11 protein-coding genes are annotated in these 13,643 nt (G+C 60.3%); all 11 read right to left on the minus strand.

The window, feature by feature from the left end:
* Positions 1-69: 69 nt before the first annotated feature.
* The 11 genes from AC3Y64_RS21605 to edd all read right to left on the minus strand — a co-directional run bounded on the left by AC3Y64_RS21605 (position 70) and on the right by edd (position 13,623).
* Positions 70-924 (minus strand): D-hexose-6-phosphate mutarotase, encoded by an 855-nt coding sequence (locus AC3Y64_RS21605; protein WP_489985195.1) that lies wholly within the window; start codon positions 922-924, stop codon positions 70-72.
* 113 nt (positions 925-1,037) lie between these two features.
* Positions 1,038-2,387: a carbohydrate porin gene (locus AC3Y64_RS21610; RefSeq protein WP_158957712.1), complete on the minus strand. Its 1,350-nt coding sequence runs from the start codon at positions 2,385-2,387 to the stop codon at positions 1,038-1,040.
* Positions 2,388-2,604: 217 nt separating this feature from the next.
* On the minus strand, positions 2,605-3,765 hold the full coding sequence (locus AC3Y64_RS21615) for a sn-glycerol-3-phosphate ABC transporter ATP-binding protein UgpC (protein WP_122589536.1): 1,161 nt from the start codon (positions 3,763-3,765) through the stop codon (positions 2,605-2,607).
* A 2-nt stretch (positions 3,766-3,767) separates the two neighbouring features.
* Positions 3,768-4,613 (minus strand): carbohydrate ABC transporter permease, encoded by an 846-nt coding sequence (locus AC3Y64_RS21620; protein ID WP_008082809.1) that lies wholly within the window; start codon positions 4,611-4,613, stop codon positions 3,768-3,770.
* A complete protein-coding gene (locus AC3Y64_RS21625; protein WP_008082808.1) occupies positions 4,606-5,514 on the minus strand; it encodes a carbohydrate ABC transporter permease in 909 nt (302 codons plus the stop codon). Before AC3Y64_RS21625 ends, AC3Y64_RS21620 begins: the two co-directional genes overlap by 8 nt.
* A 110-nt stretch (positions 5,515-5,624) precedes the next feature.
* Positions 5,625-6,926, minus strand: coding sequence for an ABC transporter substrate-binding protein (locus AC3Y64_RS21630; protein ID WP_158957716.1), 1,302 nt, complete (start codon positions 6,924-6,926; stop codon positions 5,625-5,627).
* 118 nt (positions 6,927-7,044) lie between these two features.
* The gene (locus AC3Y64_RS21635) at positions 7,045-8,304 is read right to left on the minus strand and encodes a D-mannose isomerase (protein ID WP_489985196.1); all 1,260 of its coding nucleotides are present in this window, start codon (positions 8,302-8,304) and stop codon (positions 7,045-7,047) included.
* A 197-nt stretch (positions 8,305-8,501) separates the two neighbouring features.
* The gene (locus tag AC3Y64_RS21640; protein ID WP_489985197.1) at positions 8,502-9,971 is read right to left on the minus strand and encodes an ATP-binding protein; all 1,470 of its coding nucleotides are present in this window, start codon (positions 9,969-9,971) and stop codon (positions 8,502-8,504) included.
* Complete coding sequence (locus AC3Y64_RS21645) at positions 9,961-10,692, minus strand: response regulator (RefSeq protein WP_025112821.1); 732 nt, start codon at positions 10,690-10,692, stop codon at positions 9,961-9,963. The genes AC3Y64_RS21640 and AC3Y64_RS21645 overlap by 11 nt, the downstream gene beginning before the upstream one ends.
* A 154-nt stretch (positions 10,693-10,846) precedes the next feature.
* Positions 10,847-11,800: a glucokinase gene (locus AC3Y64_RS21650; RefSeq protein ID WP_489985198.1), complete on the minus strand. Its 954-nt coding sequence runs from the start codon at positions 11,798-11,800 to the stop codon at positions 10,847-10,849.
* The gene (edd, locus tag AC3Y64_RS21655; RefSeq protein WP_489985199.1) at positions 11,797-13,623 is read right to left on the minus strand and encodes a phosphogluconate dehydratase; all 1,827 of its coding nucleotides are present in this window, start codon (positions 13,621-13,623) and stop codon (positions 11,797-11,799) included. The genes AC3Y64_RS21650 and edd overlap by 4 nt, the downstream gene beginning before the upstream one ends.
* Between the last annotated feature and the right edge of the window lie 20 nt (positions 13,624-13,643).

Here is a 13,643-nt window from a genome sequence, read left to right on the forward strand (position 1 = left end):
TTTGCGGACACCATTGAAACCTGTGGGAGCTGGCTTGCCAGCGATGGGGCCAGCAGCAACAACACAAACCTAAGCCGCTGCCCACGCCTGCAAACTCAAATGCGCCCTCTCCCCCGGCGCCAGATGCAGGCTGTCGGTCCCGCCCGCCGCCGCTTCCACACAGACAAACTCCGAAATCTCATCCCACGTCACGCCTAACAACGGTCGCGCGCCCGGATGCCAGACCACCGTGTCGGCACTGTCGCCGGTATCAATGCACAATTCGCGCTGCCAGGCGTGATCCTTGAGCTGCAATTCGCCTTCATGCTGGAACACCCGCTGACAGCCGCCATCCACCCGCAACTCGCCTTCCTGCTGGCAAACCTGGCGGTTCAACTGGTCATAACCCTGCGCCCCTTCGAGCCCGGACAGCGCTATCTCGCCAACATCGCCAATACGCCAGTAAGCATGCAAAGCCTGGCTCAACTGGCACGGCATGTCGTCCTGATGCTCAGTGCTCAGGCGTAATTCCATGCGTTCGCCAAGGTGTGCGTGCAGGTCAACCTGCCAGTCGCACAACTGCAATTGCCAGTGCAGGCGCACGCCGTCTTCGGCGCTGCTGCTGTCGAGCAACTTCCAGTCGAGCAAGCGCGCCCAGCCATGGGACGGCCATGCGTTTTCGCTCGGATGACGGCCATACCACGGCCAACACACCGGCACACCGCCACGGATCGCGCCGACATGCGGCCACTTCGCTGCACACCACAACCAAGGCTTTTGCCCGCGCGGCTGAAAGTGCAGCAACTGCGCGCCCTGACGACTGAACACCGCCTGACACAGCGGATGATCGATCACCAACACGTCACGCATCTGATAGCGCTCCCAGGCGAACACCGGTTGTTCACGCAGGGATTTGAAGAAGCGTTGTAGCGGATGCTCATGCATTTGCCACGATCCTGAACTCGTCTTTCACTGGGTTGCGCCAGCCCCAAAAAAAAGCGGACAGCCTTGGCTGTCCGCAAATATGCGCACATAGAGAGGAGCTTATCGCAGACGCGTTAGAACGTAGACTGAATTTTCAGGCCCGCGACCAATGCGTTGTCCACTGCATCCACACCGCCCGGGTGAGTGATGTATTGCAGGTTAGGACGTACGGTCAGCCAGTTGGTGACGTGGAAGCCGTAGTTGATCTCGTAGTTGTATTCGGTTTCGCGAATTGGCGAGAACACCGGATTGTCGTAATCCGACACACCGTTGGAAGCGTTCAGCAGCTCGGCGTTTTTCTTCACGTCGTCGTTGACGTGGATACGCGCCGCACCGATACCGACGTCATCTTTCGGACGCGCGTCGAACGGGCCTTTGTAGACAAACATCACCGACTGGTAGTTGTCGATGAAGTTGGTGTCTTTGTCGTGGAAGGTCGCGTTGGCAGCGATGTTCAGACCGCGAGAAGCATCACCGTTGTGGCTGGTGAGTTGCTGTTGCGCCACGAACCAGTAGCCGCTTTTGCTGCTGTGGGACTTGTAGGCGTCGCCAGTGGTGGCTGCGTCGAAACCGTTGACGTCTTCGCGAACGTCGTCGGCATCAGCCGTGCTCTTGTAGTAACCGACGCGGTATTCGCCCGGCAGGCTGTTGACCTTTGGCGACCAGACCAGCTCGACCGGCAACACAGTACCTTTGGTGCCGCTGCCGCTCAGCTTGAAGCCGTTGCCGTGTTCCAGCTGCGACGGGTTCTGGTTGTACGCACCGATCTGCGCGTAGAGCTCGTCGTTGATGTTGTACTTCACGCGGATCGCGGCCTGGCTGACGGGCCAGTTGTACCAGATGTTGGTTGCCCAGTTACCCACTTGGGAACCGCAGAACGCCAGGTTCTGGAAGTCGCACGGGAAGGTGTTGAAGTCTTCGCCTTCACCGAAATAACCGGCCTTGACGTCGAGTTTGTTGTCGAAGAACTGGTGCTGAATCCACAACTGGGTCAGACGCACCATGTGGCCACGACCGTAAACTTCCTGCGAGGAGCTCAGGGTGCCGGCACGCGGATCGCCAACGCGGTCGTTGGAAATGTTGTAGCCGTTACGGTTGGTCAGCTGGATTTTTGCCTGGGTGTTATCCCAGCCCCACAGCTTTTGCAGATCGAGTGCCACGCCCAGACCGAACTGGTCAGCGTAACGCGCGGTCTTGTCGTCGTTGTAGCCACCGTTCAGGTTGCCACCGACTTCCCCAACGTAGTCAGCCTTGATGTCGATACCCTGCTCGATCAGCTTGGTACGCTCGCCACCCCAGTCGCCGGTCATCCATTTCGAATCGGAACTGAAGGCATCCGCCGCCATGGCGTTACCGGCCAGCACCAACGCCGCCGCAGCTGACACTTGGCAGATCAACCGGGCATTGACGTGTTTCTTTTTCATCCCTACATCCTCGTCTTTATTGTTATTAACTGTTTTTATCTAACGCGGTTTACATAAAGTGCGATGGATTACAGGCAATCCACCGCGTGCTCCTTGGAATCCAATCCCTGTGGGAGCTGGCTTGCCAGCGATGGCATCGACTCTGTTCCACTGTGAACCGAGTTGCCTGCATCGCTGGCAAGCCAGCTCCCACATGACTGCATTCCTACATTGATCTTCAGCGCCCCTTGAACTGGGCGACGTTTGCAGACCGCGCATCGGTCTGTGGCACGCCCGCAACACCCAGGCGCTCGCCAGTCTTGGCATCGAACAACAACACTTTTGACGGATCGAATTGCAGGGTCAGGTTCTCACCCACCTGCGGTGCCACGTCCGGCGCCAGACGGCAGCAGACTTTGGTTTCGTTCAGATTGACGAACACCAGCGTGTCCGGACCGGTCGGCTCGGTGACTTGCACTTCGGCACGAATGCTCGGCAAGCCATTGCCTTCGCCGTTGGCCAGCACGATTTGCTCCGGGCGCAGACCGAGGATCACTTCGCGATCTTCGAGACCGGCGTCCTGCATGCTCATCGGCAATTCGCAACGGGCCTGGCCACTGTCGAGCAACGCCAGCAGACGACCGTCCTTGCGTTGCAGACGCAGCGGAATGAAGTTCATCGGTGGCGAACCGATGAAGCTCGCCACGAACAGGTTGGCCGGGTTGTTGTAGATGTCTTTCGGCGTGCCGAACTGCTGAATGATGCCGTCCTTCATCACCGCCACCTTGTCGCCCAGCGTCATCGCTTCGATCTGGTCGTGGGTCACGTAGACCGTGGTGGTTTTCAGGCGCTGGTGCATCAGTTTCATTTCGGTGCGCATCTCGACCCGCAGCTTGGCGTCGAGGTTGGACAGCGGTTCGTCGAACAGATAAATCTTCGGCCGACGTGCCAAAGCACGACCCATCGCCACACGCTGTTGCTGACCACCGGAGAGCTGACCCGGTTTACGGTTCAGCAGGTGTTCGATCTGCAGCAGCTTGGCCACACGCGCAACTTCTTCGTCGATCGCCGCTTGAGGCATCTTGCGGATCTTCAGACCGAACTCGATGTTCTCGCGCACGCTCATGGTCGGGTACAGCGCGTAGGACTGGAACACCATGGCGATGTCGCGATCCTTCGGGCTCATGCCGCTGACGTCTTGATCACCGATCATGATCGCGCCGCCGGTGATGGTTTCCAGGCCGGCGATGCAGTTCATCAACGTCGATTTGCCGCAGCCCGATGGGCCGACGAGGATCAGGAACTCGCCGTCCTTGATCGACAGTTCGATGTTCTTCAGGGTGTCCGGCAGGCCGGCACCGTAGGTCTTGTTTACGTTGCGAAGTTCGAGCGTTGCCATGATTACCCCTTGACTGCGCCGGCCGTCAGCCCGCGCACGAAATACTTGCCTGCGACCACATAGACCAGCAGGGTCGGCAGGCCGGCGATCATCGCCGCTGCCATATCAACGTTGTATTCCTTGGCGCCGGTGCTGGTGTTGACCAGGTTGTTCAGCGCTACCGTAATCGGTTGCGAATCACCGCTGGAGAACACCACGCCGAACAGGAAGTCGTTCCAGATCTGGGTGAACTGCCAGATCAGGCAGACCATGATGATCGGCGTCGACATCGGCAGAATGATCCGGCGGAAAATCGTGAAGAAACCCGCGCCATCCAGTCGTGCAGCTTTCACCAGCGCGTCCGGAATGCTCACGTAGTAGTTACGGAAGAACAGCGTGGTGAACGCCAGACCGTAAACCACATGGATAAACACCAGACCGGTGGTGGTGCTCGCCAGGCCCATCTTGCCGAGGGTGAACGAGGCCGGCAGCAGCACGGTCTGGAACGGCAGGAAGCAGCCGAACAACAGCAGACCGAAGAACAACTGCGAACCGCGAAAGCGCCAGAACGACAGCACATAACCGTTCAACGCGCCGATGCCGGTAGAGATGATCACGGCCGGAACGGTGATCTTGATCGAGTTCCAGAAGTAACCGTCGACCGTGGCCCAGGCCTTGACCCAGCCGATGCCGCTGACCACGGTCGGCCAGCTCAGCAGGTTGCCGGTGCTGATGTCTTCCGGGGTCTTGAAGCTGGTCAGCAACATGACCACCAGCGGCACCAGATACAGGAACACCGCGAAAATCAGCACCGCGTAGATCGCGATGCGACTCAGGCTGATAGCAGGTTTGGCAGCGAGACTAGTCATTGCGCTTGGTCCTCAGCTCGGAATACAGGTAAGGCACGATGATCGCGAGGATCGCACCGAGCATCAGAATCGCACTGGCCGAGCCCATGCCCATCTGGCCGCGACTGAAGGTGAAGGAGTACATGAACATCGCTGGCAGGTCGGAGGAATAACCCGGACCACCGGCGGTCATTGCCGCGACCAGGTCGAAGCTCTTGATCGCAATGTGCGCCAGAATCATCACCGCACTGAAGAACACCGGACGCAGGCTTGGCAGCACCACTTTCCAGTAGATCATCGGCATGCTCGCGCCATCGATCTGCGCGGCACGAATGATCGACTGATCAACACCGCGCAGGCCGGCGAGGAACATCGCCATGATGAAGCCCGAGGCTTGCCAGACAGCGGCGATCACCAGGCAGTAGACCACGCGATCAGGGTCGATCAGCCAGTCGAGACGGAAGCCTTCCCAGCCCCAGTCACGCAACAATTTGTCCAGGCCCATGCCCGGGTTGAGCAGCCATTTCCACGCCGTACCGGTAACGATCATCGAGAGCGCCATCGGGTACAGGTAAATGGTGCGGATAAAGCCTTCGCGACGGATGCGCTGGTCGAGGAACACCGCCAGCAACACGCCGATCACCAAGGTGATGCCGATGAACATACCGCCGAACACCGCGAGGTTTTTGCTCGCGACCCACCAGCGGTCGTTGTCGAACAACCGTGCGTATTGCGCCAGACCGGCCCACTTGTAGTTAGGCAGGAAGGTCGAGGTGGTGAACGACAGCACGAACGTCCACAGGATGTAGCCATAGAAGCCCACCAGCACGATGAACATGCTCGGCGCCAGCACCAGTTTCGGTAGCCAGCGCTGCAATGCATCGAACGGCGAGGCCTTGCTGAACACAGCAACAGAACTCATGGGGAAATCCATCAAAAAAAGAGAGGAGCAGTGGCGAGCTGCAAGCTGCAAGACCAACAGAGCTCAAGCTTTTGACTTGTAGCTTGCGGCTCGCAGCTCGTCGCTACCGCCTATTTGGCTGACTGCACCGCTGCGCCGAGTTTCTTCGCAGCATCGGCCGGGTCGGCTTTCGGGTCGTTGATGTAGTTGGTCACGACATCAAAGAACGCGCCTTGGACCGCCAGCGTGGTCGCCATGTTGTGCGCCATGCTTGGTTGCAGGCCGCCAGACTTGGCATCGGCCAGGAAGTCCTTGGCAGCTGTCTGTGCGCAGGAGTCGAAGCCCAGCGATTCCATGTTGTTCAACATGTCGTTGCGAACCGGGATCGAGCCTTTGTTGATGCTGAAGACTTTCTGGAAGTTTTCACCCAGCACGACTTTGGCGATGTCTTGCTGACCGGCCGCAGTGCCTGCGTCCTTCTGCTTGAACACGGCCAGCGAGTCGATGTTGTAGGTGAACGCCTTGTCGGTGCCCGGGAAGGCGACGCACTGGTAATCCTTGCCGGCGATTTTCTTCGCGGCAGTCCATTCGGACTTGGCCCAGTCGCCCATGATCTGCATGCCGGCCTTGCCGTTGATGACTTTGGCCGCTTCCAGGTTCCAGTCCTGGCCTTTGCCGTCAGCGTCCATGTAGGTCGCGACTTTCTTCAGCTCGGTCAGCGCCTTGACCATTTCCGGGCCGGTCAGTGCTTTGTTGTCGAGATCGACCAGGGCTTTCTTGTAGCCATCAACGCCCATGACCGACAGCACAACGGCTTCGAACACGGTGCTGTCCTGCCAAGGCTGACCGCCGTGAGCCAGCGGGATAAAGCCCGCTGCTTTCAGCTTGTCGCCGGCGGCATAGAATTCTTCGAGGGTGGTCGGGGCTTTTTCGATACCGGCTTTCTTGAACACTTCCGGGTTGATCCACAGCCAGTTCACGCGGTGGATGTTCACCGGTACGGCCACGTAATCACCGTCGTACTTCACGGTATCGGAGACTTTCTTGTCGAGCAGGCTGTCCCACTTTTCCGACTTGGCGACGTCTTTCAAAACGTCGGTGTCGAGCAGGCCGGTCGACGCCCATTCCTGGATGTCCGGGCCTTTGATCTGGGCGACGCCAGGCGGGTTGCCGGCGACTGCACGGCTTTTCAGCACGGTCATGGCAGTCGCACCGCCACCACCGGCGACAGCGCCGTCTTTCCAGGTGAAACCGTCTTTTTCGACTTGGGCCTTGAGCACATCAACGGCGGCTTTTTCGCCACCGGACGTCCACCAGTGCACGACTTCGACCGAACCTTTGGATTCGGCAGCGGAAACACTGAGAGGCAGAATTGCGAGCGGGAACAGGGAGGCGACAGAAATGACAGTAGCGAGGCGAGAAATCGCATTCATCTGAGATGTACCTTTCTTGTTGTTATGCATGCAAGTCTGGTGCTTGCGCTGCACAGGAGTTTAAACAGGACGTTTCCCTTCGCAGGTAACGAAGGGACGCGCGAATGTCACCGCATGGTTACACAGGAGAACGCTGAGACAACTGCGCCAAAGCAGTTGCCATACTCGGTGACAAGGGTAGACGAGGGATCAGTACAGCTTGCCAGGCATGATACAGATCGGGTTTGCCCGGCCAGATATCGGCGCTTGAAATGTTTTGCGGGTTGAGTTCGTGGTGCCAACTGCCATCGCAACGGTCGATGAAATTCGCTTCACAGAATTCCCAGAACAGCCGGTACCAGGTCTCGTATTGCTCATCGCCAGTGCGTTTGAGCAAGGCGCTGGCAGCGGCGCTGGCCTCGGCGTGCGTCCAGTGCAAGCGATGACGGACGACGGCTTTGTTGTCCCAGTCGAGGGTGTAGACGATGCCCGGTAAACCATCGACGTTCCAGCCGTTGCGGCAGTTGTGTTCGAAGAGTTTCTGCGCGTCGGTGGCGAGCCAGCCCGGCGTAAGCATGCCAGCCTGTACCCGCGCCGCTTCGAGGTGCAGCAACAGCCGCGCCCACTCGAAACCGTGGCCTGGCGTGGTGCCGTACGGGCGGAAACCGTCAGCCGGATTGTCATGGTTGTAGTCGCGCAGCGGTTGCCAGTCGCGGTCGAAGTGTTCGATGACCATGTAACCGTTGCTAGCAGCGTGACCGTGGATCACCCGTTCGACGATGCGTTGCGCGCGCAGCAGCCAGCGTGGATCTTCGGTGACATCGGCGAGCGCGAGGAATGCTTCGGTCGCGTGCATGTTGCTGTTGGCGCCGCGATAGGCTTCTTCTTCGCTCCAGTCGCGATTGAAGAATTCGCGCATGGCGCCCTCTTCTTCGCTCCAGAACCAGGTGTCGATGATGTCGATGGCATCGTCCAGCAACGCTTGTGCGCCGGGACGTTTGGCGACTACGGCGGAACTGGCGGCCAGCGCGACAAAGGCATGCAGATAGGCGTTCTTGCCGGTGTTGTCGTCGCGGTGTTCGGCAACCGCGAACCAGCCGCCGTGCAGCGCATCACGCAACGGCCCGCGCAGGGCGGCGATGCCGTGATCGACCAGCTCGGCGAAACCCGGCATGCCTTGAATGTGGGCCATGGCGAAGCTGTGGGTCATGCGCGCGGTGTTCATGGTTTCGGCTTGCGCGTTCGCTGGCAGGCGGCCGCGTTCGTCGAGGTTGCCGAAGCCTTGCGGGAGCTTTGATGCTTTGGCGAAATCCAGCAGGCGCAGGCCTTCGGCGGCGAGCCATTGCTGGTGGGCAGGGGCGTTCAGCCAACTGCTGAAGACGGGTTGGAAGCGATCCATGGGTGGCCTTTTTTTGTTGTTATGACTGCGGGGAGTCTAAACAACGGGCCGGGGTGGGCTTGTAACGAAGGGGGCGGGTTTTGTCACTGAGCAGTGACATTAGAAAAGCAAAGTCAAAAGATCGCAGCCTTCGGCAGCTCCTACATTTGGAATGCGTTTCCCTGTAGGAGCTGCCGAAGGCTGCGATCCTTTGATCTTCAGTCCGCTGAACGCGGCAGTTGTAAAGTCACCCGCAACCCACCCTCACGCAGATTCTGCAACGTCACTTCGCCGCCATGGCTATGGGCGATATTGCGTGCGATGCCCAAACCAAGACCATATCCCTGCTGCTGCCCCGCCAACCGGAAGTGCGGCTCAAACACCTGCTCCAGCCGCTGCTCCGGAACGCCCGGCCCTTCATCATCAACATGCAGGACAAACGCGCTGTCATCGTCATCGATGTGCAGATGCGCGTTCTGTCCGTACTTCAAGGCGTTGTCGATCAGATTGCCAATGCAGCGTTTCAACGCCAGCGGCTTGCCCGGATAGGCCGCCAGCGCCCGGCCGTGTTGAGTCACGCGACCGTTGCCGTTCGGCGCCAGATACGGCTCGACCAGACAATCCAGCACATGGTTGAGGTCGACCGGTTCGATGTTCTCGTGGATGTCGGTGTCCTTCACACACTGCAGCGCACCTTTGACCAGCAGCTCCAACTCATCCAGATCACGACCGAACTTGGCTTGCAGCTTCTCGTCTTCGAGCAGTTCGACGCGCAAGCGCAAGCGGGTGATCGGCGTGCGCAGGTCATGGGAAATCGCGCTGAACAACTGGCTGCGCTCGGTCAGGTAACGGCTAATGCGTTCACGCATGGTGTTGAACGCACGGCCCACTTCGACCACCTCGCTGCCGCCACCCTCGGCCACCGGCTCGACGTCGGCGCCCAGCGACAGGTCCCGTGCAGAACGTGCCAGCCGTTTGAGCGGCCGGCTCTGCCAATGCACCAACACACCGATGAACAACAGCAAGAATCCGCTGGTGAGAACGATGAACCACACCTGCTGCGACGGCAGGCCTTGCTCTTCAAGACTGGTGTACGGTTCGGGCAACAGCGAGGCGATGTACAGCCATTCGCCCGGGGCCATTTGAATCTGCGTGACCAGCACCGGCGGGTTCACCGGTTCCAGGGTCAACGCATAATGCGCCCACGAACGTGGCAGCTCGTCGAGTTTCAGCCCGGCATTGAATATGCGCAGATCCTCGGGGCTGACGAAACTCACCGAGATATCGGTGTCATGCCCCAGAGACTGGCGCAGCACTTCGTCCACCGCTTTCATCACTGCGGCTTTGCGCGGTGTCACCGGCAGCACGTCCATGCCCAAAGGTTTGTCGTTGAGCGTCACCACGAATCGCGTGCCGCCCATGCTGCGCAATTGGTCGAGCACCAGTGGCCGGTAAGCCACTGGCAGCGAGCGGAAATAACTGACGCTGGCGGTCATCGAATGGGCAAGGCTGCGGGCGCTGGTGACCAGGCCTTCCAGTTGGGTGGCGCGCAATTGCGAAACCCAGATCACACTCGACAGCGTCTGCGCGAACAGCACCGCCAACAAGGTCAGCAGCAGCATGCGCCCGAGCAGCGAACGCGGCACCGGCACCCTGGCGGCGAGTTTGCGCAGGGACTCAGTGGCCATTGCCGGCAACCACATTGGCTGCCAGTTGGTAGCCGCTGCCGCGCACAGTACGGATCAATCGTGGCGGTTTTTCGGTGTCGCGCAGGCGCTGACGCAAACGGCTGACGGCCATGTCGACGATACGATCGAGCGGCATCAGATCGCGGCCACGGGTGGCGTTGCCGATGGTGTCGCGGTCGAGGATTTCCTGCGGGTGATCAAGGAACAGTTTCAGCAGGGCGAAATCGGCGCCGGAGAGGATCACTTCCTCACCGTCGGTGTGAAACAGCCGATGGCTGACCATGTCCAGCCGCCACTCATCGAACGCCAGCACTTCACTGCCGCTGCGTTCCTGACCGAATTGCGCGCGGCGCAGCAAGGCCTTGATGCGCGCTTGCAGTTCGCGGGGGCTGAAGGGTTTGCCGAGGTAATCGTCGGCGCCGAGTTCGAGGCCGATCACGCGGTCGGCTTCGTCGGAACTCGCGGTGAGCATGATGATCGGCACCTGCGCCTGACGCGGATGCTGGCGCACCCAACGGCACAGGCTGAAGCCGTCCTCGTCGGGGAGCATCACATCGAGTATCACCAGATCGCTCGGCGCCTCGTTGAGGGCCTGGCGAAAACTGGCGCCATCGGCTGTGGCCCGCACCTGAAACCCGGCGCGGGTCAGGTAGGTTTCCAGCAACTCGCGTATTTCCTGGTCGTCATCGACCAACAATATCGACTTGTTGACTGAGCTCACTTCGAAGGCATCCTTGTTGTTGGAATTGGGGCGGATTATGCCTGATGAACCGATCGTTCCCACGCTCTGCGTGGGAATGCCTCTGGGGACGCTCCGCGTCCAGTGACGCGGAGCGTCACGGGCTGCATTCCCACGCAGAGCGTGGGAACGATCCTCAGCCAGCTTGCTCGAGGGCCACACCCGCGCCCATCAGGCCAGAATACGGCGCTGTCACCAGCCACACCGGAATGCCTTTGAAATAATCGCTCATACAACCTTTGTCGGCGAAGCTGCGGGCGAAACCGCTTTCGAGGAAGAAATCGGCAAAGCGCGGAATCACGCCGCCAACGATATACACCCCGCCACGTCCACCGGTGGTCAGCACGTTGTTGCCGGCCACGCGGCCGAGCCAGCAGCAGAACTGCTCGAGCACTTCCAGGGCAATCGGATCACCTGCCAGACCGGCCGCCGTAATCGCTTCCGGCGTGTCGAGTGTCGGCTCATGCCCATCGACTGCGCAGATCGCCCGGTAAACCCGTGGCAAGCCGCCGCCGCTCAACGCAGTTTCCGCGCTGACATGGCCGATTTCGTTGTGAATGTGCTGCCACAACTGGGTTTCACGCGGGCTGCTCAGGGGAAGATCGACGTGACCGCCCTCGCCCGGCAACGCGGCGAAACGGCCCTCGCCAAGATCAAGCAACGTGCCGACGCCAAGGCCAGTGCCCGGGCCGATCACCACCGCCGGACGCAACGGCTCCGGCGTACCCTCGCAGACCACACGGAATTCGTCCGGCTGCAAACGGGTCATGCCCAGCGCCATCGCCGAGAAGTCGTTGACCAGCAACAACTGTTCGACCTGCAAGGTTTTGCAGAACGCCGTGCGGCTCAGCCGCCAGTGGTTGTTGGTGAACTTGAATTCATCGCCGCTGACCGGGCCGGCCACCGACAGGCACACTGAACCGATCGAACCCGGCGCCAGACCGAGCCCGCTCAGATAGAGGCTGATCGCCTCTTCCGGGCTGGCGTGGTCGGCGGTGGCCAGGACCTGAACCGCTTCCAGTTGCTGGTTTTTCCACAACGCAAACCGCGCGTTGGTGCCTCCGATGTCACCGACCAAAGCCAGTTTCAATTAAGCGTCTCCAAGGCAGAAGTGAAGGCGCTGGCGCCCTGCTCTGCCGAGCTGAAAGCCATGCGCATAAAGCCGAACAGTTCACGACCGCTGCCGATGTTGTTACCCAACAGACCTTTGGCGGGTTCGCGCGCGGCAAATTCGTCGGCGTCCACCTTAAGCTCCAAGGTGCCTTTGACGCCATCGACGCGGATGATATCGCCCTCTTGCACGCGCGCCAAAGCGCCACCGACATAAGCTTCGGGGCTGACGTGAATTGCGGCGGGAATTTTCCCCGAGGCGCCGGACATACGCCCGTCAGTCACCAGCGCGACTTTGAAGCCGCGATCCTGCAGCACGCCGAGGAACGGCGTCATCTTGTGCAGCTCAGGCATGCCGTTGGAACGCGGGCCCTGGAAGCGCATCACGGCGACGAAATCTTTTTCCAGCAAACCGGCCTTGAACGCGTCGGCCAGATCCTGCTGATCCTGGAACACCATCGCCGGTGCTTCGACGATCTGGTTTTCCAGAGCGACGGCGGACACCTTCATCACTCCGCGACCGAGGTTGCCTTCCATCACGCGCAAACCGCCCTCTTGGGAGAACGCACGAGCGACCGGGCGCAGGATGTTTTCGTCGAGGCTGTCGACCGGGCCTTCACGCCACACCAGCTCGCCGTTATCGAGGAACGGCTCTTTGGTGTACTTGCTCAGGCCGTGGCCGAGCACAGTGTTGACGTCTTCGTGCAGCAGGCCGGCGCCGAGCAGTTCGCGGATCAGGAACGACATACCGCCAGCGGCCTGGAAGTGGTTGATGTCGGCTTTGCCGTTCGGGTAGACGTGGCTCAGGGTCGGCACGACTTCGGAGAGGTCGGCCATGTCCTGCCAGGTCAGTTGAATGCCCGCGGCCATGGCGATGGCCGGCATGTGCAGGGTGTGGTTGGTCGAACCGCCGGTGGCGTGCAGCGCGACGATCGAGTTGACCAGCGACTTCTCGTCGACGATTTCGCCGATCGGCATGAAGTTGCCGTTCTGCTTGGTCAGGCGCGTGACCTGGTGCGCGGCTTCGCGGGTCAGCGCATCGCGCAGCGGCGTGTTCGGGTTGACGAAAGAGGCGCCCGGCAAATGCAGGCCCATGACTTCCATCAGCAACTGGTTGGTGTTGGCGGTGCCGTAGAAGGTGCAGGTGCCCGGGCTGTGGTAGGACTTCATCTCCGATTCCAGCAGCTCTTCGCGGGTCGCTTTGCCTTCGGCGTACTTCTGGCGCACGTCGGCTTTTTCCTTGTTGGAAATCCCCGAGACCATCGGCCCGCCCGGGACAAAAATCGTCGGCAGGTGACCGAAACGCAGCGACCCCATCATCAGGCCCGGGACGATCTTGTCGCAGATGCCGAGCATCAGCGCGCCGTCGAACATGTTGTGAGACAACGCGACCGCCGTGGACATGGCGATCACTTCGCGGCTCGGCAGGCTCAGTTCCATGCCCGGCTCGCCTTGGGTCACGCCATCGCACATCGCCGGGGTGCCGCCAGCGAACTGACCGACCGAGCCGATTTCACGCAGGGCGTTCTTGATCTGTTCCGGGAACACTTCGTACGGCTGGTGCGCCGAGAGCATGTCGTTATATGAAGAAACAATGGCGATGTTCGCCGAGTTCATCATCCGCAAGCTGTGCTTGTCTTCAGTGCCGCACCCGGCCACGCCGTGGGCGAAGTTGGCGCATTGCAGCTTGCCGCGCATCGGCCCGTCAGTAGCGGCGCCGCGAATCAGTGCAAGGTAAGCCTGACGCGTGGCGCGGCTGCGGGCGATAAGCCGTTCGGTGACCTCAAGAACGCGGGGATGCATGTGTAGAACTCCAGGCTAAC

It is taken from the genome of Pseudomonas sp. 4CAES_32.4, from assembly GCF_058136335.1.

What these genes read in the sequence shown, in the direction of transcription:
- AC3Y64_RS21640 (WP_489985197.1), bottom strand. Translation starts at nt 9,971, where the DNA reads ATGGCCACTGAGTCCCTGCGCAAACTCGCCGCCAGGGTGCCGGTGCCG.
- AC3Y64_RS21635 (WP_489985196.1), bottom strand. Translation starts at nt 8,304, where the DNA reads ATGGATCGCTTCCAACCCGTCTTCAGCAGTTGGCTGAACGCCCCTGCC.
- AC3Y64_RS21605 (WP_489985195.1), bottom strand. Translation starts at nt 924, where the DNA reads ATGCATGAGCATCCGCTACAACGCTTCTTCAAATCCCTGCGTGAACAA.
- AC3Y64_RS21625 (WP_008082808.1), bottom strand. Translation starts at nt 5,514, where the DNA reads ATGAGTTCTGTTGCTGTGTTCAGCAAGGCCTCGCCGTTCGATGCATTG.
- AC3Y64_RS21630 (WP_158957716.1), bottom strand. Translation starts at nt 6,926, where the DNA reads ATGAATGCGATTTCTCGCCTCGCTACTGTCATTTCTGTCGCCTCCCTG.
- edd (WP_489985199.1), bottom strand. Translation starts at nt 13,623, where the DNA reads ATGCATCCCCGCGTTCTTGAGGTCACCGAACGGCTTATCGCCCGCAGC.
- AC3Y64_RS21615 (WP_122589536.1), bottom strand. Translation starts at nt 3,765, where the DNA reads ATGGCAACGCTCGAACTTCGCAACGTAAACAAGACCTACGGTGCCGGC.
- AC3Y64_RS21610 (WP_158957712.1), bottom strand. Translation starts at nt 2,387, where the DNA reads ATGAAAAAGAAACACGTCAATGCCCGGTTGATCTGCCAAGTGTCAGCT.
- AC3Y64_RS21620 (WP_008082809.1), bottom strand. Translation starts at nt 4,613, where the DNA reads ATGACTAGTCTCGCTGCCAAACCTGCTATCAGCCTGAGTCGCATCGCG.